This is a genomic window from Senimuribacter intestinalis (assembly GCF_943192965.1).
GTDB lineage: Bacteria > Bacillota > Clostridia > Peptostreptococcales > Anaerovoracaceae > Senimuribacter > Senimuribacter intestinalis.
The window spans coordinates 12,278-35,025 of record NZ_CALPCF010000020.1; the positions used below are offsets into that span (position 1 = coordinate 12,278).

Sequence of the window (22,748 nt, forward strand, 5' to 3'; positions counted from 1 at the left end):
GCAGTGGCGGGGTTGTGCACTTAACAGCCGCACCATTTCCGGTATTTTAAAGGAAAATGGTGCAGGAGCGACAAAACTAATTTCGAGACAGCCCGGCTCTAAAGCAGAGCTAATCCAGTTTAATCATTTTCTGATGAGGATACTGACTAATCAGCAGTTTGGGAGCATCCTCCGTAACATGTTAGAAAGTTGTAAAGAAAGATAAATCCGTCGGACTTGTTCCAGTCCAAGTCCTGTGTTATGATACTAGAAAACCCCCAGAAAGGAACGAATACTATGATTATATATTTCACCGGCACCGGAAACAGTCGCCATCTGGCGCAGCAGCTGGCAAAAATTCTGGACGACGACTGCATCTCCGCCGTTTCCTATATTAAAGAAAACAAAGTCGGCGACTTCCATTCGGAAAAAGCCTACATCTTCGTCTGTCCAGTCTATGCGTGGCAAATGCCTCACATCTTTGAGGAATTTTTAAATAAAAGTACTTTTTCCGGAAGCACTGACTGCTATTTTGTCATGAACTGCGGTGATGAAATCGGAAATGCCGAGAAAGGCGTCAAAGCCTTTTGTGCTCGCAAAGGATTTCAATACCGAGGGGTAATCGGTATAAAAATGCCAGAAAATTACATTGCTATCTTCCGTGCACCCGATGAAGAAACAGAAAAAAGAATTATCACTGCCGCTGATAAGAAAATTGCCCGTGCGGCTGAGACAATTCGCCACAGAGAAGCCTTTCCGCCATGCAAGATTACTACCATCGACAAGCTAAAAAGCGGCATAGTCAACAAGACTTTTTATAAAATGGTTATTTCTGACAAAAAATTCCATTCCACTGAAAGATGCACCGGCTGCGGCAACTGCACCAAAAGCTGCATGCTGAACAACATCAGCATCAAGGCCGGAAAGCCTCTCTGGGGCGGTCACTGCACCCACTGTATGGCTTGTATCTGCGGCTGCTCTGAAGAAGCTATCGAATACGGCAAACACACCGAAGGACTGCGGAGATATTTTCTAAAAGACTAATCAAGCAATTTCACTTTGGAAATCTAGTTTCCGACCGCATAGTGTCAAAACTGGCATCGTGCGGTCATCCGCAAAAAAACTGTAACAGCAAGTCTGACCGCAGAAAAGCAAAAATTGCTTACTGCGGTCAAAAAATCAAAATTTACATCTTATTTTTTTATAAAATCACTTTTTCTTTCCCAGTATATTGTAATAATTTCCAGAATAGGAAATTCAGATTCCTAAAATTAAGTTTAGACAATAGATTTTTCCATACAGAATCTCGTCTATCATCTTTCTCCTGACCGCATCACCCCTCTCAAACAGGTTTACGGTCAATTTTAGATTTACACAATTTTAAATTCCGACCGCTGACCCACTTTAAACCAGTAATACGGTCAATTTCGCCATTCCCAAACAAAAAGCAGGTGTTTTACACCCGCATTGCCATACTTCGTTCTCCAACTATCATAAAGCTGCTCATAGAAGTGGCGCAAAGTTTTCCGCTCTGTCTGTCATATGCTTTTCCGATGGCTCTTACCATGCGCCGCCCCACATTGTTATAATCAATATGGAACACGTACTGCGTACCGCTAAACGGTTTCAAAAAGCTGACGGAAATATCCGTAGTCGTCACATTCTTCTGGGTCAGCGCCACAGCGCCCATGCCTGTAGCCGTATCGAACAGACTGCAAATAACGCCGCCGTGCACATCACCCGATGGGTTCTTGCTCCACTCCCCTACGTCAAATCCCAGTTCAATCCACTTTTCCTCAATATTACAATCTAAATAGTAAATCCCCAGCCTATCATTAAACCGCTCCGGCTGCTTTGCCGCGCTTTCCGTCACACTCTTTAATTCTTCAACAAATTCTGTCTGATTCAAACTGCCTTTTCCGCCTTTCCGTCTTCATGTGTCACTAAATCATGCTATCACAAATCTGCCGATTTTTCAATTCCCAGTTGCGTCGCAGCGTCCAATGCTTAAACATTTTTCCTTTTGCAGAGCTTTACCCTTTGTTGACGCAAAAAAAGGAAAACCCCTTTGACCATCCCATTGATAAAGCCGAATTCCTATCCCAAATCAATGAATTCCGAAGAATTTCATAGCGTCACCTACAATTCACGATGATTTATCAGTCCTATACCCATCAAAGATCCCTCTCACTCTTTGCATTTTCCTTTTTTCCAAGGAATAAAGGGTAAAGTTCTGCAAAACTAAATTTCCTTTCACATTCTCTCACCCACAGCTCACAAACTCACATGCAAAAGGCGCAGCCACATCCAAGGTGCCAGCTGCGCCAAATCTACAAAATGTCCTATATCCTTTATTCTACGCTTCCAAAAACCGCCGCATCTTTCGCTCTCTTCTCAGCAAGGGTTTCTTCCAGCATCATATCCTTGACCTTCATCAGTCTGGTCTGGTTTCCGCGCTCGTTTTCATCAAGCTTCATCTGTATATACTTGATGGTTGCCTGAAGTTTTGGAATCATGACATATTCCAAAGCATTTACGCGGCGGCGGGTCTTTTCCAGCTCCGCTGCCAGAAGCTGTGTCTGCTTTTCCTTTGCAGCCAGTTCCAGAAGCGCCGGAAATAAATCCGCCAGTTCGGCTACTGCGTTATCCAATTCTCCCGAAGTTCGGGCAAAGCCGTAAGGGAAAATATTGGTCGGATCTTCCGCCGTGGTCTTAAAGCCAAAGACAGGAACATCTACACTCATGATGTTCTTGTTTCCCACTTCCAGCAGAACACCCTGCTTGGGAAACATCAGGGATTCTTCCATAACCTCCTGACTCATCATGGCGCTTGCCACAGAGAAATTCCGATACACGCCGGCAAGGGCCGCCTCAACCTCCTTACGAAGTCTTCCGTTTTCCCGTGCCAGTTCCAGAAATTCCTTCATCAGCTCATCACGCTTATCTTTGAGCAGCTTGTGACCGCGAGTAGCTGTTTTTAGCCGCTTTTTCAGAGACGTCAGCATCATACGGGTAGGATTTACATTCATTCTTTCAGCCATGATGCCTCACCTACCCTAAATACTTCTCAATGTACTCGTCTTTAATTCTCTTCAGTTCGCTCTTCGGCAGGAGTTTCAGAAGCTCCCAGCCCAGGTTCAGCGTTTCTTCAATGGTTCTGTCCTTTTCATAGCCCTGCGATACGTACTGTTTTTCAAACTCCTGGCTGAATTTTGCGTACATCAGGTCGATATCGCTGAGAGCGGCTTCACCTAAGATCGTCATCAGTTCCAGCGACTCTTTTCCGCGAGCGTATGCCGCAAAGAGTTGGTTCATGGTGTCCGCATGATCCTCACGGGTTTTGCCTGCACCGATGCCTTTATCCTTCAGACGGGAAAGCGACGGCAGAACGTCAATCGGCGGCTGTACACCTTTTCTGTAAAGGTCGCGGGACAAAATAATCTGTCCTTCGGTAATATATCCGGTCAGGTCGGGAATCGGATGCGTCTTATCTTCTTCCGGCATAGTCAGAATCGGAATCATAGTGATAGAGCCTTCCTGCCCCCGCTTACGACCAGCTCTTTCGTACATAGTCGCAAGGTCGGTGTAAAGATAACCCGGGTAGCCGCGGCGTCCCGGCACTTCCTTACGAGCTGCCGAAACTTCACGAAGAGCTTCCGCATAGTTAGTGATATCAGTCATGATAACCAGAACGTGCATGCCCAGATCAAATGCCAAATATTCCGCTGCGGTCAGCGCCATACGCGGCGTTGCGATACGTTCAACCGCCGGGTCATTGGCAAGATTCATAAACATAACCGTTCTGTCGATAGCGCCTGTGCGGCGGAAGTCCGATGCAAAGAAATCCGCTTCTTCGTAGGTAATACCAATCGCTGCAAATACTACCGCAAAATTACTTTCACCACCGATTACTTTCGCCTGACGGGCAATCTGTGCCGCAAGATCAGCATGAGGAAGACCTGAAGCTGAGAAAATAGGCAGCTTCTGTCCTCTAACCAGTGTGTTCAGTCCGTCGATAGCAGATACACCGGTCTGAATAAATTCTGCCGGATAGTCTCTGGCTGCCGGATTCATCGGCAGACCGTTGATATCCAATCTTTTTTCGGCAATGATATCAGGGCCGCCATCAGCAGGGCGTCCCATACCGTCAAAAACTCTGCCCAGCATTTCCGGAGAAACAGAAAGCTGATTGCCTCTTCCGAGAAACTTCACCGAGCTTTCTGCAAGATTAATGCCTGCAGCGCTTTCAAAGAGCTGCACCAGAGCGTCCGTACCGTTAATTTCCAAAACTCTGCATAACCGTTTTTCGCCGTTTTGCAGAATAATTTCACCTAGTTCGTCGTAGGTCACATTCTCCACATCTTTGACGAGCATTAAAGGACCTGCAACTTCTGATATGGTCTTATATTCTTTCATCATCGTCATCAGCCTCCCCTCTGGTCAAATCCCCAATAGACTGCTTCATGGTGTTCATAATTTTGTTGTAGGTTTCGTCAACTTTCGCTTCCTCTATATACTTAAATCTACCGATGGACTCACGTTCAGAAAGCCCTGCCAGTGCGTCAAAATCAGCACCTTTGCCCACTGCATCCTTCGCCATCTCGTAGTAACCCAAAATCAGTTTCAGCATTTTAAACTGTTTGTCTAAAGAAGCATAAGTATCCACATCGTGGAACGCATTCTGATGAAGATAATCTTCACGAATAGAGCGCGCTGCCTCCAGTTTCAGACGGTCTTCAAAGGACAAAGCGTCCACGCCGACCAACTGTACAATTTCCTGCAGTTCCGCCTCTTCCTGCAAAAGCAGCAGCGCCTGCGCACGCAGTGCAGGAAACTCTTTGCTGACGTTTTCTTCATACCACTTAGTCAAGCGATCTACATAAAGGGAGTAGCTCTGCAGCCAGTTAATAGCTGGGAAGTGACGCTTGTAGGCAAGAGAAGAATCCAGGCACCAGAACACTTTCACGATACGCAGTGTTGCCTGAGAAACCGGCTCAGAAATATCACCACCTGGAGGAGATACTGCACCGATGGCGGAAAGCGCACCCAGTCTTCCTTCTTTACCCAGAGAAATGACTCTGCCGGCTCTTTCATAGAACTGTGCCAGTCTGGATGCCAGATAAGCAGGATATCCTTCTTCGCCCGGCATTTCTTCAAGACGACCGCTCATTTCACGAAGAGCTTCTGCCCATCTGGATGTAGAGTCAGCCATCAGCGCTACAGAATAGCCCATATCTCTAAAGTACTCTGCAATCGTAATACCAGTATAGATAGATGCTTCACGAGCCGCAACCGGCATATCGGAAGTGTTTGCGATGAGGACAGTTCTCTTCATCAATGACTCTCCCGACCGTGGGTCTTTTAACTCAGGAAACTCCATCAGTACGTCGGTCATTTCGTTTCCGCGCTCACCGCAGCCGATATAGACTACGATATCTGCATCTGCCCATTTTGCCAGCTGATGCTGCACCACAGTTTTTCCGGAGCCGAATGGACCCGGTACTGCAGCAACGCCACCCTTTGCAATTGGGAACATAGTGTCGATCACACGCTGTCCTGTAACCAGCGGCATTTCAGGCACAAGTTTTTCTTTGTATGGTCTGCCGCGGCGAACCGGCCATTTCTGCATCATGGTAAGCTCTGCCAGACTTCCATCTTCCTTGCGTACGGTGCACACCACTTCATCTACAGTAAAACTGCCGCCGGTGATGGATTCCACCGTACCGTAAACGCCGTAAGGCACCATAATTTTCTGCTCTACAATAACGGTCTCCTGCACCGTACCGATGATGTCGCCAGCCTCGACTTTGTCGCCGGCAGCGACTGCAGGGACAAATTCCCATTTCTTTTCTCTATCCAGTGACGGTACTTTAATACCTCTGGTGATATTTGCGCCAGCCACTTCGCGCATGGCGACGAGAGGTCTTTGAATACCGTCGTACATGGTCTCAATGAGTCCCGGCCCCAGTTCTACAGAAAGCTGAGCCCCTGTTGAAACTACCGGCGCGCCAGGTCCGATTCCTGCTGTTTCTTCATATACCTGAATGGACGCCATGTCACCGCGCATTTCTATGATTTCACCGATTAACCCCTGATCTCCTACATGTACAACGTCGAACATATCGGCGTCTTCCATGCCCGAAGCGATGACCAGCGGCCCGGAAACCTTTACGATTTTTCCCTGACTCATCTATTTTTCACCTCCAAATAGTATGTCTGCTCCCACAGCACGCTCCACTGCCTTGCTTACGCTGCGCATACCTTCTCCGGTTGCGCCTTCTTTTCCTGGAATGGAAATAATCGCAGGCAGTCTGCTGTCTTTATATTTGTCAATTTCCTCCGCCATATCCTTTGCGAGCACTTCTGTGATATAAATAATCGCATAGCCCTCTTTTACAAGTCGGCGCAGGATGCTCTTTGCTTCTTCGCTTTCAGCAGCGGGAAACACATCAAGTCCTACAGCTTTAAAGCCCAGAACCGATTCCCTGCCGCCAATTACACCTATCTTATACATATGGCTCCCTCAATTTCTCTGCAATCTGCTCCGGCGTAGAGCCGATTAAAATTCCCGTCAGAATAATTCGCAGATTGTCAATTTCCAGTTCCTTTGCATACCAGTATCCCGCAATTGGCACAATGCCGAAACTCTCATATTTCGCCTTTTTGTTATATTCCATCAGCGCATCCTCGCAGAGCTTTTCAAAGAGAGCAAAATCTCCCGTCTCAGAAAGCTTTGCGCCGCCTTTTGCCATCGCCTCTGAAAGTCCATACGGGGTCAGCTTATCTGCAATCTGGCTGTAATTTTCTTCCCATGCGGAAAAGAAAAAACTTTCGCTGATATTTCCGCCTGCAAGATAAACCTTCTGGAAAAAGCTCCATGGCTTCTTCATCTGGCGCAGTCTTACAAAGGTCTTTAAATTCAAAATGTCGATCTGCCGTTTTACAATACCGATCAGGAAATCCTCACCTGTTTCTTCTGCTGCCTGCAGCATTTGCTTGTAACAGGCTTTATCCAAAATGATGTCAATTTCCTGCGGATCGCCGCTTCTGCCAAAGAGATCTGTCGCCTCAATAATCGCTTCTTTCATCACAGTAGGCATAAACGTGAAGTTTCTGTCTCGCACCATAGCTACCATGTGCTTCCAGTCGATATCGCCGTTGGACATCAGATGGTCCTCCGTTGGCGTAATTCCCAGAAATTCAGACTTCAGGCAAACCTTTATGTTGTGATAATCATAGGGAAACAGGCACATAGACAGTTCTTTTCTCTCCGGCACCGTGTCGTAAATCAGATCGAAAAGTTTGTTCTGTTCTCTTCTGATAAACCACTCGATATCGTCATCGTAAAGTTCTTTCGCTTCCCCGTAGCCGAACTCCTGCAAAACAGCTTCCGCCGCTTTAAGGTCCTTGCAGGAGGCTAGTCTCATCATGTCCTTGCGGCTCATCAGATTCCGTGTGAAACTTCCAATGTATGCGTCTGCAAAGGTGTATTCTTCTATTTTTCGCTTTGCCATAGCACGTTCTCCTTACTGAAATAACTGCTGTGCGACCTGACCGATCAGCTGCTCCCTTGCTTCCTCTAAAAATGCGGAAATCGTGCAGTTGAGATATACCTGCCCTTTTTTCAGAAACAGCCCGCCGCCGGTCTCTCTGGTTTCCTCTGCCAAAGTAAAATTACCCTGGGGCAGTTGTTCCTTCAGCGCTGCAATCAGCTTATCGCCGATTTGCGCTCTGTCGCCTGCACTCAAAATCACTTCGCCGGAAGCTTCTTCGGTACTGGCAATAACCCTCGCAAGAAAAGCAATATACCGCTCTTCCTCCATATTGTGCAGCGCTTCTTCCGCCTTTTCAAAGCAAGATGCAATGAGCTTTTGTTTCGTTTCCAGAACCAACTTGCGTCCGTCAATATCCGCCACCGCTTTTTTTCTCTGAATCCGTTTTTCTTTTTCTTCCTGACCGCGTTTTTCGCCATCTTCTAAAATGGCTGCTGCCTCTTTCTCTGCATTTGCAAGGATTTCATCACACTGCATTTTCGCATCTTCCGCGATGGCCAGCGCCTGCTCTCTCGCGTCTGCGATAATCTTTGATGTAATTTTTTCTATGCTCATGGTTTCACGTCCCATCTGTTAAATTCCAAGATTAAAGAGCATTAAGATGGAAATCAGCAGGGCGAAAATTGCGTAAGTTTCTACCATGGCCGCATAAATAATACCCTTTGCCATCTGATCGGATCTCTTACCCAGAAGCATGACACCTGCTGCTGCCGCTTTACCCTGCGCAATACCGGACCAGATGCCGACAAGACCGATTGGAATGCCAGAAGCCAGAATATACAGTCCCTGAGAAACTGTAAGGTCAACCATGCCACCGCCTAGAAGTCCAATTCTGATAAAAATCAGAAATGCCATCAATAGACCATAAATACCCTGTGTGCCAGGCAGCGCCTGTAAAATTAAGGTTTTACCAAATTTTTTCGGATCTTCAGCAAGAACACCTGCTGCTGCCTGACCTGCGATACCAACACCCATTGCGCTTCCAATTCCTGCCAGCGCTGCAACTGCTGCACCCATCAGTGCAAAAACATTTCCCGTAATCATTTTCTACCTCCATCTGTGTCTTCAACTACACGAACATATTTTGTATTTTTACGCAGCGGGTCAAATTCATCACCGCCGTCTTCATAGAATTTTCCAAAGAACTCAATATACTGCAGTCTGCTGGAATGGACAAACGCCCCAAGTGCATTGATTGCCAGATTGAAAGTGTGTCCAAAAGCGAATACAATAAGCAGTATGATAGTCCCTGCAAGACCGCTGCCTTTCAGCGAGCCCATAGTGTTTACCACGTTTGCAATAACCCCGGTGGCAAGGCCCAGAGCCAACAGCCTTGAATAGGATAAAATATCCGAGATATAACTGGTGATATTGTACAGAGAGCTTAAGCCGCCTGTAACTTTTCCGATGCCTTTGTTGTTTCTTCCGCCGGTCAAAAGCAGAATCGCTGCGCCTAAAACAGCAATGTACATGCCCGGCTTTACCAGTGCCTGGCTGATACTGCTGCCGGCAAGCCACATAGCTGCGCCGCCGATAACCATATACCAGGAAAAAATATCAAAGACTGCATCTTTCCACTGTCCTCTTTTTATCAGCATGGATGCTTTAATACCCATACCCAGGAACAGATGAATCACCCCGAAGATCAGCGACCAGATCAACAGTTTGGTCGGATCTTCAATCGGATTAAACCAAAGCGCTGGTATGGTGATCTCTTTGCCAAACATGACTCGTGCTGCTACCTGGAAGAAATCTCCAAACCAGCCGCCAAAGAGCGCACCCCAGAACACTGTGGAAAGTCCGCAATAGAAGAACATCTTGATCATGCGGTAAGTCATACCCTCCAGTGCGTATCTGTGCAGCACTACAAAGCAGGCAATCGCAATGACAATACCGTACCCTGCATCACTGAGCATAATGCCAAAAAACATGGCATAGAAAAAAGCAAAATACTTGGTCGGATCTACGCCTCGATAATCCGGTAAGGAATACATTTCCGTAATGGCTTCAAAAGGATCCACCAGCCCACTGTTTTCTGTCAGTACAGGCACATTTTCGTCTTCCTTCGGATCGCGGAACGCATAGCAGCATCCGTGCTTTTCCAACGTCTTAGCTGCCGCTTCCTGACAGGGCTCCGGCACCCATCCTTCCAGTGTAAAAGTACGTTTGGTATTGAGGAGCTTCTCCTTTACCTTTTCTTTATCACGTTCCACAATAAGTCGATCGTAAACGGCCTCGACAGATTCTTTCAGCGGACAAAGTTTTGTGATTTCCTCTTCTATGCGGGAGCATTCTCCTTCATCTGCCACAATCTCTTCAGCAATTCGCCTGAGATTTTCCTCTGCAGTTCCCGAAAAATCCTCGAAGGGAACCGGTGTATAACCGTGCTGTTTCAAGATATTCAGCACTTCTTCATCATTTTCATTCATGGTGACAACAGCCAGATAAATCAAATCCTTATCACGATTGATTTCCTTTAAGAATACTGCCTCTCTGCCGTCATAAACTCTCTGCCGCAGACTTTCCACATCAGCCGCAGCAGGAAGCATCCCCAGATTAATTCTCGTATTTGTCGTCGCCCGCTGTTCAAGAGGCAGGTCATATACCAGCCATGGGCGCAAGGCTGCAAGGTCTGCCTGCTTTTTGTTGATCAGTTCTCTTAGCTTATGCCGTCTGTCATTGAGCGCCAAAATATGCGCCACGTCTTCATAAGTCTTCTCTCTATTTTCCCAGAGGTCTGCAAAATCTTTCTTCTTCATCGCCCGCCGGGTGAAAAAGAGAGGTTCCTTCTGTGTGTTGAACTTCTGCAGCGTTTCCAGTGCCAGAGATGTCTCATTGATTTTCAGCTCCAGCGCAGCCAGAATACTTTCGTTTACCTCCTGCGGCAGTTCTTTAGAAGAATAGTCTTCTAAAGCTTCATCCATTACCTCTCGCTGGGTAATCTGCATAACGCCTAAATCCATCAAATCCGCGATGAGACTTTCCTTTTCTGTATCAAGACCGATGACAGCAGCCTTTTTCATTTTAACAATGGACACCGCTCTCAATCCTTTCTATTATCAATTCAATTGCTGGTTTCTCGCAGAGCGCAGCTTTTTCTGCCATTTCCCTGCATTGCTGCCTGCAACATGCCAGCGTCTCCTCATACTGACTGCCTGCAATGCTTTCTCCCTCTGCGATAAAAGCTTCTTTTCGCAAATTGCTACTTTTTTTTGCGTCTTCGATGATTTGCTCCGCTTTGCACCTTGCATTTTCCAAAGCCTTTTTTCCATCCTGTTTTGCCTGCTTTATCAGGCTATCCGCTAAAGATTCGCTTTCCCTAATTTTTTCCAGTTCTTCGACAAACATTCTCCCACCTCCATAGCATCTTCCTAGCATCAGGAAGATTTTACCTAATTTTATTATACCACCAATTCAATCTGCTAAACAATCACAGCAATTACAAACTTTCGATATCTTTTTTGTATTATACACAAAAACAAGTTCAAATATCCCGTTTCTGCGCCAGCTGGCAGTTTTCATTTTTCAAAACACAAAAATGCGAATCTTTGCCCATATTACCTCCGACATCTTGTCAAAGTCAAGATAAAAAAGCGCCTGTTCCTAACAATTCCATGTTCTTTTTCCAATACACCTTCCTGCTCAAAACAAAAATCTCCAAATTCCAACACTTTCGCACTGTTATGCGATAAAGCGCTTTAATTGGTTAAAATATGCTATTTTTGGATGTTTTTTGGATGATTTTTCCTCTTTGCTCGGCTTAATTGATTTACTTATCTGCAGTTTACCAGAATTTCACAGAAAAAAAATAGACACCTGCCACACCGGTGTCTAAAAAACAGACAGCAGTGCAGCAGGTGTCTAACCGGATATCTTAATGCGCTTCCTCTTCATCAAGCGGCTCAAATCCATAAGTCTTCTTAATTGCATGCCCCATCGCAAACATCAAAAGTCCGCCTATGACGCCGACAAACCAGACAACCTTATACCCGGCGTTACCCATCGTATCAAGATAATGACCGCAAATGGTGTAAAGATACAGATCGGACGAATATCCGATTGCAGAGGCGATACCGAATACGCTTCCTACATAGAGATTCGGCACCTTTGCAGTGGTTACCAGGGTGTAGAGGAAATTTGACATCATCGCATTGCAGGCAAGGAGCAGAATGGCTGCAAGCATAACCCAGATGACGTACGGTCTTCCCTGCGGAATTAACATCAGCACCACAGAAAATATAATACAACCGATAGACAGCTTGTTAATCATGGAACTTGCCGTATGCCCTTTGTCGCGGAGAGTACCTCCGATTGGCGAGAAAATCATTAGAATGCCAGTTCTAATCGCTGCTGAAAATGCCTGCGCAAAAGGAATACTGATTTCAAAAGCATCTGTCAAATAAGGATTCAAATAGGTGATATTGGAACGAATCAGAAAATATCCCAGTGTAAAGAAGGATAAATACCAGGTGATTGGAAGCTTTACGGCATGTCCCATGAGGCGTAGGTCCTCTTTGATTCCCTTGCCTTCCTTTTCGTAGCTCATGTTCGGAATCGCAAAGTGTACCACAACGCCAACGATAATAGCCAGCGCGCCGTAGATGATGTACGCTGCCTTAAATCCGTTTGGATTGTCTGCCAACGCCCATGTGATAATGGCAAGAACGATATACTGCAGACCCAGCGACAGCGCAGCATAAGCGATATCCGACATAGCGAAAAGTCTTCCCTGCTCGTCTTCATCTCCAAGCATTTTGATAATTTTCAGGTATGCACTCCAGTTCAGCGTAATTGCTGTGATCCCAAAGAGGAAGAATAAGATTGCCAGCATGGTGAAGGAACTACTGACGGCTACGCCAAAGGCAACCAGACCTGTCAGTGCGCAAGATGCGATTACCAGCTTTTTCGGGTTGAAAATATCAGCAACCCAACCACCGATAAAATAACTCGGAACAGCTGACGCGCCGTATATGGTCAAAAGCCAGCCCATCTGTGTGTCGGTCACGCCGTATGTATTCAAAAACTGATTGTAAAAATCGTACGCCAGATAAGGGATGAGCAGTACGATACAGGAAAAGGTCACGATTACGACCAGTCCTAATTTCTTTCTCATATTCATCGTCATTTCTCCTTTTTTATACTAGAATTTCTCCATCCTTCAAAACGTGTACCGGCGGTTTTGTCATGACGTAAATATCTTCGTCAGGATTACCGTCAACCAGCACAAGATCCGCAAGTTTTCCGACCGCCACTGTACCCAGTTCGTCGCCGTAACCCATAATCTCCGCGCTGTTCTTTGTCGCCTGAATCAGAATGTCCAGATCTTCAAAATTGTAATATTCTTTTCTTGCGATAAATTCATAGCCCGGGTGTTTGCGAAGCGCCTCAAGGTCTATGTCTGAACCAAAACCCAGTTTCAGACCTCCGCGATACGCTCTGTTGATGTTATCGATTTCAATCTGTGCCGCCGCTTTGCTCTTTTCATAAAGTTCCTGTGTGATGTCCGGGTTGCTAGTATCCAAACAGTAAAGTCCTACTGCACCTGTAGGCACCAGGTAGCAGTCCTTGCTTTCTTTCAGCATCTGCAGCCCTTCATCGTCGAGGAAAGTACCGTGTTCAATTGTTCTGACTCCTGCTCTGATGGCATCTTTGATAGAGCCTGCCCCGTGGCAGTGGGCGCACACATAAGTATTCTTGCGCCTTGCCGCAGCCACTGCCGCCTCAATCTCATCAAGCTCCGCAACCTGAATACCCGGCTCTGCGCCTTCGTTCATAAAAGCACCGCTAACCATCAGCTTAATAAAGTCGTTGCCCTTCTGCAGTTCTGTGCGCACCGCTTTTCTCATTTCCCAAGGTCCGTCCGCTTCCAAATACAAATCACTGAAGCAGTTATTTCCTGTTTCTGTAGGTGTGATAATCAGACCGCAAGGCACCAGTCTCGGTCCTTTGATAATCCCTTCTTCGATGGCATTTCTTACGGTTGCCACGGCATTATATGAACTGCCGCAATCTCTAATCATAGTAAAGCCCTGCTTCAAATACTCATTAGCAAAATCCACTACGCCAAAAATAATCTTACCCTCCGGCATACACTGCAGTTCATAATAATTAAAGATAAAACCATATAAATGCGCGTGCATTTCAATCAGTCCGGGAATTAGGGTCTTCCCCGTGCCGTCAATTACCGTCAGCGGCTCATCTGCCTCATAGGGCGTGCCTGCTGCCTGAATCTGTGCAATCTTATTTCCCTTTACATATACATCTGCCGTACTGCCGTCATAGCCTTCTGTCAAAGCATTTACCAATCTGCAATTACGAATGACAATCATGGGTCTACCTCCTTGTTTCGTTTTTATCAGTTTATACTCCCTGTCAAAAATAAAAAGTTCCAAATGGTACCCTTTTAAATAGTCCAAATTTCTGTTTACTTGCCGTTTTTTTGGGTTTATAATAAAAAAAGAAGAAATCATACGACTTTTGGACTATACGGAGGGTGCCAAATGAAAATTTCTATCAATCGAAAAGCCCACACGCCGATCTACGCACAGATCCGAAATGACATTCGGCAGAGGATTCTTTCTGGTGAGCTTGCTAATGGATTCAAGCTGCCGGCGGAGCGAACACTGGCAGCCAATATTGGCGTGCATAGAAATACCATAGTCAAGGCTTACGAAGAACTAATCAGCGAGGATCTAATCAAATCCTCCATCTCTCCTAGGGGCTATTTTGTAACGTACAGTCAGCCTGCCGACTTTAAACGGGGCGGCAGCTTTAAAAGCAGCAGATATCCCGGCGCACTGAGTTTCATGTTAAAAGAGGAGTATCTGCAAATGGACAACCTTTTCGACAAACTGTTTTACAGCAACGGTGTCGACAGTCCCAACGTGCCGCTGATTTCCATGGCTGCTGATATCATTACCCCTGACCTTTATCCGAGAAAACAGCTGAATCAGATTCTCAGCGAGCTTTCCGAAAAGGGCCGCTTCGACTGGTGTGACTTTGCGCCTTCCCAAGGGCTGCCTCAGCTGATTCAAAGCATTCAATCCCTTTTAGAAAAGCGGCACATTCACGTTTTTCCCAAGGAAATTCAAATTGTGGGCGAAACCTACGAAGCGCTGCAGTTTGCTGCTCGAATTTTTCTCTCTGCACGTGATACCATTATCTGCGAAGAGCCAATCTCCCCTGATATGCTGCAGGTGCTACAGTCTCTCGCCCTGAATGTCATCACCATTCCCATGGATGAAAACGGCATGCAGACCCAGTATCTGGAAGGTCTCATTGTAAAGTACAGACCTCGCATGATTTACACCATACCAACCTTCCATTTTCCAACAAACACCATCATGAGTCTTTCCAGACGATATGAGCTCTTGGAATTGTCCTATAAATACGACATTCCCATCGTGGAAGAAGACTGCGACTCCGTTCTTCGCTATGAAGGAGTTCCCATTCCGTCCCTAAAATCTCTGGATACCATGGGAAATGTCATCTACGTCAATTCCTTTATCTCCACCATCTGCCCCGGCGTAAGGGTGGGCTATATGGTCGCACCGGAGCGAACAGTAAACAGGTTTTCCATGCTGATGGAAAACAGCCGGATCTTCGTCAATCCTATCGGTCAGTATCTGGCTTCGGAATTTATCAAAAAAGGCTACATCTATGACCACATCGACACTCTTTGCGACTTCGGGAAAAAAAACAGAGACTGCCTCTGCAGTGCACTTTCTTCTTACGATGAAATTGCCTACAGGTTTCAGGTTCCAAAGGGCGGTACTGCCCTCTGGTGCTGCCTAGACGAAGATATCAACCCACAGGCACTTCTGTACAAAGCCCATGAGCTGGGCATTTCCTATATGCCCGGCGATTTGTTCTTCCCATTCATGAACAAAGGAGACAACTTCCTCCGTCTCGCCTACGGCAACGTAACCGAGGAAGAAATCGCAGAAGGTGTCGGCAGGCTGTCCGCCGCTGTTGCCGCAGTGCGCGGGCGCAGATGAGGGATTGTCCAAACATTAGTTTTGTCTTTTCTGCACCATTTTCTTTAAAAATACCGGAAATGGTGCACATTCAAGCTCTTCAAAAAAACAAGATTGTACATAAAATATATGCACAACCTTATTATCTATCTATCTTTTGGGTTAGTCAAGTAAGATTTGTCAAATCGTACTTAACTATTTTTTACTCATAACAAGCGTTGAACGCAGGACGCATGTCTTCGATTTTTCCGCGGGGAATACCGTACTTGGTAGCTAACTTCTCCCAATTGTCTCCAACGATTGTGGTGATTGCATCTGCCATTTCTTTTGCATTTTTTTCTGTGATGTTGAAACGGTATGCGGTCTCTATGGCAAGAGGTATGGATATGCGATTATCAGCCTCGTTTACATTGAGAGATAATTCATCACCATACGGTACGGGATTCACATCGTAAAGTGGAGAAAGTGCCCATCCGCTCTTTTTTAAAACAAAAGCGTGATTTCTTAAATGATCGTCGGTATTGGAAATCGCCATGCTAAAAACAATGCGTTTCCATAGTTCAATCAAATCTTCTGTAGGATTAGCACCACTCGATGTGATAATTGATACAAGATCCAGATAACTTGAACCATCGGCAGCGGAGGCGCCGTCCGTTTTACCAAGCAATGTCATGGCTGATGCAAAATGAATTCGTTTATCTCTGTCTCGGTCGAAGCGTTTTACAAGGAAAGTGCTTCCGAGCTTCGAAAAAGTCTCAAGCTTTGATTCTGGTACATTCAAACCACACATGCGAGCGAGGTCGTGGACAACCTTCTCCCAAGCGCCAGTATTGTTATCATCGTTTTTTGACGGAAACTTCGCGATCCATAATTGCCCCTGCGTATCCACAACAGTGGCTTTTGGACGCGCTCCGCCAAGAGAAGAACCCGGTCGGATCAGCTGATTCAACCACTTTTCATTCAGAGCCCTTTCATCATTTTCAAACTGTCTCGACGCCTCTTCTAATGTGCGCAATGTAGCCCAAGGGGGTGTGGCGGTTTCTTTATCGTTTGATAGGAATTCGCCCGTTTCCTCTAATTTGAAGCGGAGACCGCCCATTCGAGCTTCGTCATATACGCCAAGTAGAAAATCGCTGTCGTAAAGTTTCCGCGGTTTTCGTTTTTCTTTATCTGCAAGGTTGCGCTCTCGCTTATTCATCAAAAGCCGACCCCAACGATCGGGAGATGCATCCGCAAAGGCCCCAAAGATTGTTCTGCCGTTTGGGAATTGTCTACCGGCGTAAGTCGGCAGGTCAGGGTCAAGAGAAAGAGACAACTTTGTGTTAGCCAACCATTCATCATCGTATGCGAAGGAATAGCTTTCTCCGCCCTTAATTACATCAACATAAAGCCTTCCAATCAACACAGGCACAGCACCACTGAAATCGTCATAGACAAGGATAGTTTTATTCATTGACATGCGCTTTAATCCTCCCTCCGAGGTGCTCTTTTTCTTAATGTCAGATTCAAATCTTGCATTTTACGTCCCATTGCATCATCTTTGGCAACAAGCAGCAGGTCTTTATCCATGTTGTTCAGCGCATGTAAAACGGCTGCATAAATGCCAATGGCAACGGAAGGACTCCCTTTCTCCACATTCCAAAGAGAAGCGCGGCTAATCCCCGCACGCTTTGCAACCAACTCAACAGGCAAATTGCGACGAAGCCTAGCCAGTTTGATTTGCTCGCCCATTGTTTTTAGTATATCCTCAGTGGTCGGTAATAGATTATACGACGTTTTTCTCATAGCAATCACCTCTTAACGTTTATTATTATAGACAAAACTCCGCGTTATGTCAATTAATATAAACATTAAGAATGTTTCGCTTTTTCTAAAAAACTCATACATCTTATTCTTCCCAATTGTCAAGGAAACTATTACGCCACCAGCGTGCCGATTCTGAACAAACAGCGCCGCCGAAACTGCCGTTGCCGTAAATACTGCGGCACTGTCCATGCCTGCGTCTGCCAGCATAGCAGGATTCACTGCCAGTATATATACCATCGATACAAAAGTAGTGGCACCCGCCATGATTTCCGTCCTGACCGTGGTGCCATGCTCTTTCAATTTAAAAATTTTCTCCAAACTTATCTACGTTCCTCTCTTCATATCTACATTTTAGTATGTCCGATTTCTATTATATTCTATGGAAAACGCAATTCATAGAGAAAATCTATATATTTTTTAGGAGAATCGCAAGGGGGGGCATGCTAGATAAATACGTTTAGTCAGAAACGACATAAAACCTCACAAATTCCATGCATTGTGTCATTTTTCAAATTCGTGTTTCAGTAATTCTGACACTATGACATGATATTTCCACCGATTGTGTCACTTTTTCATGATAACGAAGGAAATTTTTCTTTCTATTGCTATGATTACAGAGGTGTGCAGCACTGCAGACCCAGAGAGCTCCAGCTTTACCACTCCTAAAAGTACAAAAATGACACTTTCTCTAAAAATTCATAGAGAAAGTGTCAAATCATCAAAAACCAGATTTTCAAAACTGACACAAAAGTCTTAGATTTAACGGGATTGTGTCATTTTGCCGATTACACAGCTGATTGCTAAGCCCAATGCTGCAGCCAGCACCAACACATAGGTACCCAGCGGCAGTTCATCACCGGTCGCCGGCGCGGATTGCCCATCGCCCTTGCCGGACGTACCTGCTGTGCTGCCAGCAGCTGCACTGCCATCTTTATCATAGACATAACGCAGCACCAGACCCGAACCGGATTCATAGTCACCAAGGGTCAGCGACTTCATACGATAATACTTCCAATTGTAATCATCATACAACGCATAGTCACTGTAGCTTCCCAGATACTCGTAGGTCTTTCCCTGATATACCGGCTGCTTAAAATCCTTTGCGTAGATGATGTCTCCTTCGGTTCCCATCAAATAATAGTTATTCGCTTTTTCACCTTCGTTAACAGTTCCGACAAGTTTTAATTTTCCGTCTACACGTTCATAATAGCGATGCTCCACAGTATAGTCACAAATTTGCGGACACTCACAGACAAGATACGCGTTTGCGATAAGAATACCACTGAATTCCTCGCTGGTTATGTACTCAATCAGGGGGTCGAGATTTGCAATCAAAGTCTTGATGTTCTCGATATCCGCTTCTGTAATACCCATCTCTTCAAGGATTTCCCAGTCCTCCTGGGTCCAGGCTGAAGTATCTAAAACTTCATCAAGATCAAGACCCAGCTGCTTCATCAGTTTATCAAAAAGCTCAGAAAAGCTATTTACTTCCCCAAACTCTTCCCTTGCCGCTTCCATAATCATGTCGATTGCAGCTTTGCAGATTTCGTGGGTTAAAATAGCTGCAGAACCGTCCACTACATAGTGTCCCTCTGGCAGTCCCTCCACAGTGATTTCCACTTCGGTCAAAAGATTCTCAATATCTTCGATGACATCGCCTGCATCTTCCATGCTCGTCATGTCCAGCTTAGGGTCCTCTTCCAGCTCGCCTAAATCCAGTTCTCCCTGCATCTCCGCCAGCTTGTTCATGATTGCATCGCTGATTTTTTCAGATGGAAAGCCCAGCCAAAGTCCCATGGTTTCACCATCCATCTGCACTTCTTCCACAGGTACAGTCATATCCAGTCCTGCGCCCGGACATGTGAGGCGCACTTTCAAATCCTTTAAATTTTCAAGTTCCAGACAATCTTCATTGTCCACACTTACCATGACTACTGCATTGGGCGACTGTTTTACATCGTCCATAAAATCTGCAAATACGGTCTGGCAAAGGGATGCGATTACCATCATAACCGCAAGCAAACAGATAAAAAGTTTCTTTCTCATGTTAAATCTCCCCTATCATTTGTAATAAAGCGTCTGCGTCATCAATCTGATTGATTTTCCCGCGAATGGCGGCGCTTCCCGGAAGACCTTTCAGATACCAGCCCATATGCTTACGCATTTCGCGGACTGCAACGCGATCTCCCTTTAATTCCATCATAGCACAAAAATGCCTTTTCATCATCAGTTTTTTTTCGGTAATTTCTGGTGACGGAGGTACTTCTTCCCCTCGCCAAGCCGCATTTACTTCCCTAAAAATCCAAGGATTTCCAAGCGCACCTCTTCCAATCATGACAAAGTCACAGCCAGTTCTAGAAAGCATCGCCATGGCGGAAGCTGCGTCCACCACATCACCATTTCCAATGACAGGAATAGACACTGCTGCTTTGACGGCAGCAATTTGACTCCAGTCAGCCTCTCCGCTATAATACTGCTCTCTGGTTCTGCCGTGAACTGCTATAGCCGCTGCCCCCGCAGCTTCTACTGCCTTTGCCGTCTCTACCGCATTGATAGAGTGAGAATCAAAACCAATGCGAATTTTTGCGGTAACCGGTTTGCTTGTATTTGCCACCATAGCGGCAATCAAATCGTGAATCAAATCCAAATTTTTCAGAAGAGCAGAGCCCTCTCCATTCTTCACGATTTTGGGCACCGGACAACCCATATTGATATCCAGTATAGCGTTTTCGTAGGAGTCCAACTTCTTTGCTGTAAATGCCATAATCTCCGGCTCGCTGCCAAAGACCTGAAAAGCTACCGGCTTTTCCTGTGGATCTACATAAAGCAGCTGCTCGCTCTTCTGCCCGCGATAAAAGAGCCCCTTTCCGCTGACCATTTCCGAATATACCAAAGCCGCCCCCATCTCGCGGCAGATTCTGCGAGTGGGAGCGTCTGTAATTCCTGCAAGTGGTGCCAGCAAAAATGGATTGTCCAAAGTTACATTTCCAATCTGCAAGGATTTATTCATTTTCTTTCGTTCCTTTACATGGCTTGCTAGCCTTTTTGTTCTTCTGATAAATCAGTTCCAGACCTTCTAAGGTCAACATTTTATCTACATAGTCGATACAGGAAACACCACTATCTATGAGAGTGGAAAGCCCTCCCGTCGCAACAACTGTCACAGGCTTATCCGACTCAGTCAGAACTTCCAGTTCCTTCTTCATCATCTTGACGATGTAATCCACCATGCCCATATGACCGTAAACAAGACCCGACTGCATACTTTGAATCGTATTCTTGCAGATAGTGTGACCTGGTTCCTCCAGCTCAACCTTCGGCAGCTTTGAGGTCTTTTCAAAAAGCGCCTCAGAGGAAATCTTCAGTCCCGGTGCAATAGTGCCTCCCAAATACTCGGCATTTTCCGTAATAGCGCAGAAGGTGGTCGCTGTACCAAAATCAATGATAATCAGCGGTCCGCCATATTTATGTACTGCTGCAACGGCGTTGACAATTCTATCAGCACCAACCTGTTTAGGGTTATCATATTTTACGATTAGACCAGTCTTAATGCCAGACTCCACAGTGATGGCACGTCTGTCAAAATATTTCATAGAAAGATGCTGCAGTGTATAGAGCACAGACGGCACAACCGTTGAAATAATCACATCTTTGACCTCAGAAGTCTTCAGACCCTCGTAAGCAAACAGCTGATTGACAATCATGCCATATTCATCGGCACTCTTGTTAGTATCAGTCTTGATTCTCCAGTTGGTAATCAGCTTTCCGTCTTTAAATACGCCAAGTACGATATTACTGTTTCCAACGTCAAAAGCTAAAAGCATTTCCGTATATCTCCTTCATATTTTACTTCACAACTCGGTCAAGCCGCTTTAGGGCAAGCGCCATGGTAAGTCCCGGAATGACTCTGTTTCCGGTGATTTCTGCGCCCAAAACTTCGTTAATCCGTTTCAGTCTGTACTGTACGGTATTAGTATGAATTCCCATGAACTCGGAAGTCTTTCCGCTGTTCATGCCTGCATCAAGGACAAAGGTTTCCAAAGTCTCCAGAAGCTGCTTTGCCTTGTTTTCACCCATTTCCTTTTTAAATGGCTCTAAAAGATCCATATAATTCTTCTTCAAATAACCTCCCTGCACCTGCAGATTAATGCAGTTCGATACGAGTGCAAGTTCGTATTTGGTGAACACTCTCTTATATGGGAATACGCTCTCCACAAAAGTCCAGGTTTCACTAATAAGCCTGAATGCGTCTCCTGCACCCTCGATTCCGTCAATGCCCGTAGCATGGAAAATGCGCACCGTCTTACTGCCTTCTTTCAGCTTATCAAAGAGGTTCAGACAGCTAGTCTTCTGGGATACTTCCTCGTCCTCCCGCTTCTCTTCGTTTTTTAAAATCATACCGTAAGTTTCTTCACCCTCGGTAATACGAAGCACTTCAATGCCTTCTCGCTTTTCAAAATCACTGATAACACTGTTTCCCTGATTATTCTCAATGCCCTTTGCATAAAAGACACTGATAATGTTGTCTGCTTTGACATTCATTTCGTCTTTCAGAGAATACGCTAAAGACTTATTGCCGCGAATCAGCGCTTTAATCAGCTCTGCCCGCACGTCCCTCTCCGGCGTATACTTCCACATGCCCATAGCAAGCTCGATAATCTCCGACAGCTTGGTGATTTCACCTGCTGAGTAATTATCCTCATTATCTACGATAAACAGGAAATATTTTTCTTTATTGATCGTAATTGGTCCCCAATAGGTCAGTACGCCGTTAACATCGATAAAAGTGTAAATACCAGCTTTTTCAACATCGCGTTCCTTGCCTAGGCGAATGGCGTCAGCGATGGTAGTTCTCTGCCTCGTTTCAATAGACAGAATCGGATTAAAATCCTTAGATAACAGCACTACCTGAAAATCATTGCTGACAGCCGCCTCTCTCAGCGCCGCCTGAAAGGTCTTGTGTTTTTCAAAGTTCAGCAGATGGTAGATGGTGTTGTTGATAAGACTATTCTTGAAGTTGTCGCCATATAAAAGCTTATCCATAATCTGCTCGATGGCATCAGAATATTCCGCCTTGTTATTTTGAGGAATCACAATCAGCGGCAGACCAACAGCTTCCGCCGTTTCTATGACCTCGCTGTCAGTGCTAGTCAGTCCCTTTTCTACATGAAAAATAACCAGCGCACTGACACCGCTTTTGGCAAGTCCCTTGATGACCTCACACTGGAGTTTTTCTTTGCCATGCATTCCGTAAAATGATGTCAGAACAATCTGCTCACGCACACCATTATTTTTAACAGCAGTTTCCACGCTGACTGCGTCCATGACCGACACAGAGCGCACACGATTTCCAATATTACGCTTTCCTGCTGCAAGAATACTGGGGCTGAATGCCTCTAAACTCAAACAATCATTTACAGTGATCTTCATACAT

General features: G+C 45.6%; 21 protein-coding genes. 2 read left to right on the top strand and 19 right to left on the bottom strand.

Annotated elements, in window-relative coordinates:
• Nucleotides 1-276: 276 nt before the first annotated feature.
• Nucleotides 277-1,023 carry an EFR1 family ferrodoxin gene (locus NFR88_RS13580; protein ID WP_251616755.1) on the top strand — a complete coding sequence of 249 codons (747 nt, stop codon included), beginning with the start codon at nucleotides 277-279 and terminating at the stop codon, nucleotides 1,021-1,023.
• Between the two features lie 412 nt (nucleotides 1,024-1,435).
• On the opposite strand, the gene NFR88_RS13585 is transcribed toward NFR88_RS13580, so the two are convergent.
• The 12 genes from NFR88_RS13585 to NFR88_RS13640 all read right to left on the bottom strand — a co-directional run bounded on the left by NFR88_RS13585 (nucleotide 1,436) and on the right by NFR88_RS13640 (nucleotide 13,861).
• On the bottom strand, nucleotides 1,436-1,888 hold the full coding sequence (locus tag NFR88_RS13585; RefSeq protein WP_160202178.1) for a PaaI family thioesterase: 453 nt from the start codon (nucleotides 1,886-1,888) through the stop codon (nucleotides 1,436-1,438).
• Nucleotides 1,889-2,330: 442 nt separating this feature from the next.
• Nucleotides 2,331-3,020, bottom strand: coding sequence for a V-type ATP synthase subunit D (locus tag NFR88_RS13590; protein ID WP_251616758.1), 690 nt, complete (start codon nucleotides 3,018-3,020; stop codon nucleotides 2,331-2,333).
• A 10-nt stretch (nucleotides 3,021-3,030) separates the two neighbouring features.
• Nucleotides 3,031-4,398 carry a V-type ATP synthase subunit B gene (locus NFR88_RS13595; protein ID WP_251616760.1) on the bottom strand — a complete coding sequence of 456 codons (1,368 nt, stop codon included), beginning with the start codon at nucleotides 4,396-4,398 and terminating at the stop codon, nucleotides 3,031-3,033.
• On the bottom strand, nucleotides 4,382-6,169 hold the full coding sequence (locus NFR88_RS13600; RefSeq protein WP_251616762.1) for a V-type ATP synthase subunit A: 1,788 nt from the start codon (nucleotides 6,167-6,169) through the stop codon (nucleotides 4,382-4,384). The genes NFR88_RS13595 and NFR88_RS13600 overlap by 17 nt, the downstream gene beginning before the upstream one ends.
• On the bottom strand, nucleotides 6,170-6,493 hold the full coding sequence (locus NFR88_RS13605) for a V-type ATP synthase subunit F (RefSeq protein WP_161908014.1): 324 nt from the start codon (nucleotides 6,491-6,493) through the stop codon (nucleotides 6,170-6,172).
• Nucleotides 6,486-7,493, bottom strand: coding sequence for a V-type ATPase subunit (locus tag NFR88_RS13610; RefSeq protein WP_251616764.1), 1,008 nt, complete (start codon nucleotides 7,491-7,493; stop codon nucleotides 6,486-6,488). The genes NFR88_RS13605 and NFR88_RS13610 overlap by 8 nt, the downstream gene beginning before the upstream one ends.
• A gap of 12 nt (nucleotides 7,494-7,505) precedes the next feature.
• Nucleotides 7,506-8,087 (bottom strand): V-type ATP synthase subunit E, encoded by a 582-nt coding sequence (locus NFR88_RS13615; RefSeq protein ID WP_251616766.1) that lies wholly within the window; start codon nucleotides 8,085-8,087, stop codon nucleotides 7,506-7,508.
• Nucleotides 8,088-8,105: 18 nt separating this feature from the next.
• Nucleotides 8,106-8,576 (bottom strand): V-type ATP synthase subunit K, encoded by a 471-nt coding sequence (locus NFR88_RS13620; RefSeq protein WP_161908017.1) that lies wholly within the window; start codon nucleotides 8,574-8,576, stop codon nucleotides 8,106-8,108.
• Nucleotides 8,573-10,555: a V-type ATP synthase subunit I gene (locus NFR88_RS13625; protein ID WP_251616767.1), complete on the bottom strand. Its 1,983-nt coding sequence runs from the start codon at nucleotides 10,553-10,555 to the stop codon at nucleotides 8,573-8,575. Before NFR88_RS13625 ends, NFR88_RS13620 begins: the two co-directional genes overlap by 4 nt.
• 1 nt (nucleotide 10,556) lies before the next feature.
• Entirely contained in the window at nucleotides 10,557-10,880 is a 324-nt protein-coding gene (locus tag NFR88_RS13630; protein ID WP_251616768.1) for a hypothetical protein, read from the bottom strand.
• A gap of 526 nt (nucleotides 10,881-11,406) precedes the next feature.
• On the bottom strand, nucleotides 11,407-12,645 hold the full coding sequence (locus tag NFR88_RS13635) for an MFS transporter (protein ID WP_251616769.1): 1,239 nt from the start codon (nucleotides 12,643-12,645) through the stop codon (nucleotides 11,407-11,409).
• Between the two features lie 22 nt (nucleotides 12,646-12,667).
• Entirely contained in the window at nucleotides 12,668-13,861 is a 1,194-nt protein-coding gene (locus NFR88_RS13640; RefSeq protein WP_251616770.1) for a metal-dependent hydrolase family protein, read from the bottom strand.
• Between the two features lie 171 nt (nucleotides 13,862-14,032).
• Between NFR88_RS13640 and NFR88_RS13645 the strand changes: the two genes are divergently transcribed.
• Nucleotides 14,033-15,529 carry an aminotransferase-like domain-containing protein gene (locus tag NFR88_RS13645; RefSeq protein ID WP_251616771.1) on the top strand — a complete coding sequence of 499 codons (1,497 nt, stop codon included), beginning with the start codon at nucleotides 14,033-14,035 and terminating at the stop codon, nucleotides 15,527-15,529.
• A 181-nt stretch (nucleotides 15,530-15,710) separates the two neighbouring features.
• Here the strand turns inward: NFR88_RS13645 and NFR88_RS13650 are convergent, their stop codons facing one another.
• The 7 genes from NFR88_RS13650 to NFR88_RS13680 all read right to left on the bottom strand — a co-directional run bounded on the left by NFR88_RS13650 (nucleotide 15,711) and on the right by NFR88_RS13680 (nucleotide 22,744).
• Nucleotides 15,711-16,967, bottom strand: a complete 1,257-nt coding sequence (locus NFR88_RS13650) for a type II toxin-antitoxin system HipA family toxin (protein WP_201759573.1) — start codon at nucleotides 16,965-16,967, stop codon at nucleotides 15,711-15,713.
• Between the two features lie 5 nt (nucleotides 16,968-16,972).
• Complete coding sequence (locus tag NFR88_RS13655; RefSeq protein WP_160202165.1) at nucleotides 16,973-17,293, bottom strand: helix-turn-helix domain-containing protein; 321 nt, start codon at nucleotides 17,291-17,293, stop codon at nucleotides 16,973-16,975.
• Nucleotides 17,294-17,305: 12 nt separating this feature from the next.
• Entirely contained in the window at nucleotides 17,306-17,632 is a 327-nt protein-coding gene (locus NFR88_RS15250) for a hypothetical protein (RefSeq protein WP_251616789.1), read from the bottom strand.
• Nucleotides 17,633-18,073: 441 nt separating this feature from the next.
• Nucleotides 18,074-19,360: a hypothetical protein gene (locus NFR88_RS13665; RefSeq protein WP_251616772.1), complete on the bottom strand. Its 1,287-nt coding sequence runs from the start codon at nucleotides 19,358-19,360 to the stop codon at nucleotides 18,074-18,076.
• Between the two features lies 1 nt (nucleotide 19,361).
• Nucleotides 19,362-20,324: a tRNA dihydrouridine synthase DusB gene (gene dusB, locus NFR88_RS13670; RefSeq protein WP_251616774.1), complete on the bottom strand. Its 963-nt coding sequence runs from the start codon at nucleotides 20,322-20,324 to the stop codon at nucleotides 19,362-19,364.
• Nucleotides 20,317-21,138 (bottom strand): type III pantothenate kinase, encoded by an 822-nt coding sequence (locus tag NFR88_RS13675; protein WP_160202162.1) that lies wholly within the window; start codon nucleotides 21,136-21,138, stop codon nucleotides 20,317-20,319. Before NFR88_RS13675 ends, dusB begins: the two co-directional genes overlap by 8 nt.
• Before the next feature lie 22 nt (nucleotides 21,139-21,160).
• Entirely contained in the window at nucleotides 21,161-22,744 is a 1,584-nt protein-coding gene (locus tag NFR88_RS13680) for a PucR family transcriptional regulator (protein WP_160202161.1), read from the bottom strand.
• Nucleotides 22,745-22,748: the final 4 nt, after the last annotated feature.

Bases quoted from the DNA above. Each gene is read 5' to 3' on its own strand.
- NFR88_RS13595 (WP_251616760.1), bottom strand. From the start codon at position 4,398: ATGATGAAAGAATATAAGACCATATCAGAAGTTGCAGGTCCTTTAATG.
- NFR88_RS13580 (WP_251616755.1), top strand. From the start codon at position 277: ATGATTATATATTTCACCGGCACCGGAAACAGTCGCCATCTGGCGCAG.
- NFR88_RS13615 (WP_251616766.1), bottom strand. From the start codon at position 8,087: ATGAGCATAGAAAAAATTACATCAAAGATTATCGCAGACGCGAGAGAG.
- NFR88_RS13610 (WP_251616764.1), bottom strand. From the start codon at position 7,493: ATGGCAAAGCGAAAAATAGAAGAATACACCTTTGCAGACGCATACATT.
- NFR88_RS13625 (WP_251616767.1), bottom strand. From the start codon at position 10,555: ATGAAAAAGGCTGCTGTCATCGGTCTTGATACAGAAAAGGAAAGTCTC.
- NFR88_RS13645 (WP_251616771.1), top strand. From the start codon at position 14,033: ATGAAAATTTCTATCAATCGAAAAGCCCACACGCCGATCTACGCACAG.
- NFR88_RS13665 (WP_251616772.1), bottom strand. From the start codon at position 19,360: ATGAGAAAGAAACTTTTTATCTGTTTGCTTGCGGTTATGATGGTAATC.
- NFR88_RS13605 (WP_161908014.1), bottom strand. From the start codon at position 6,493: ATGTATAAGATAGGTGTAATTGGCGGCAGGGAATCGGTTCTGGGCTTT.
- NFR88_RS13620 (WP_161908017.1), bottom strand. From the start codon at position 8,576: ATGATTACGGGAAATGTTTTTGCACTGATGGGTGCAGCAGTTGCAGCG.
- dusB (WP_251616774.1), bottom strand. From the start codon at position 20,324: ATGAATAAATCCTTGCAGATTGGAAATGTAACTTTGGACAATCCATTT.
- NFR88_RS13635 (WP_251616769.1), bottom strand. From the start codon at position 12,645: ATGAGAAAGAAATTAGGACTGGTCGTAATCGTGACCTTTTCCTGTATC.
- NFR88_RS13590 (WP_251616758.1), bottom strand. From the start codon at position 3,020: ATGGCTGAAAGAATGAATGTAAATCCTACCCGTATGATGCTGACGTCT.
- NFR88_RS13630 (WP_251616768.1), bottom strand. From the start codon at position 10,880: ATGTTTGTCGAAGAACTGGAAAAAATTAGGGAAAGCGAATCTTTAGCG.
- NFR88_RS13650 (WP_201759573.1), bottom strand. From the start codon at position 16,967: ATGTCAATGAATAAAACTATCCTTGTCTATGACGATTTCAGTGGTGCT.
- NFR88_RS13600 (WP_251616762.1), bottom strand. From the start codon at position 6,169: ATGAGTCAGGGAAAAATCGTAAAGGTTTCCGGGCCGCTGGTCATCGCT.
- NFR88_RS13680 (WP_160202161.1), bottom strand. From the start codon at position 22,744: ATGAAGATCACTGTAAATGATTGTTTGAGTTTAGAGGCATTCAGCCCC.
- NFR88_RS13655 (WP_160202165.1), bottom strand. From the start codon at position 17,293: ATGAGAAAAACGTCGTATAATCTATTACCGACCACTGAGGATATACTA.
- NFR88_RS13640 (WP_251616770.1), bottom strand. From the start codon at position 13,861: ATGATTGTCATTCGTAATTGCAGATTGGTAAATGCTTTGACAGAAGGC.
- NFR88_RS13675 (WP_160202162.1), bottom strand. From the start codon at position 21,138: ATGCTTTTAGCTTTTGACGTTGGAAACAGTAATATCGTACTTGGCGTA.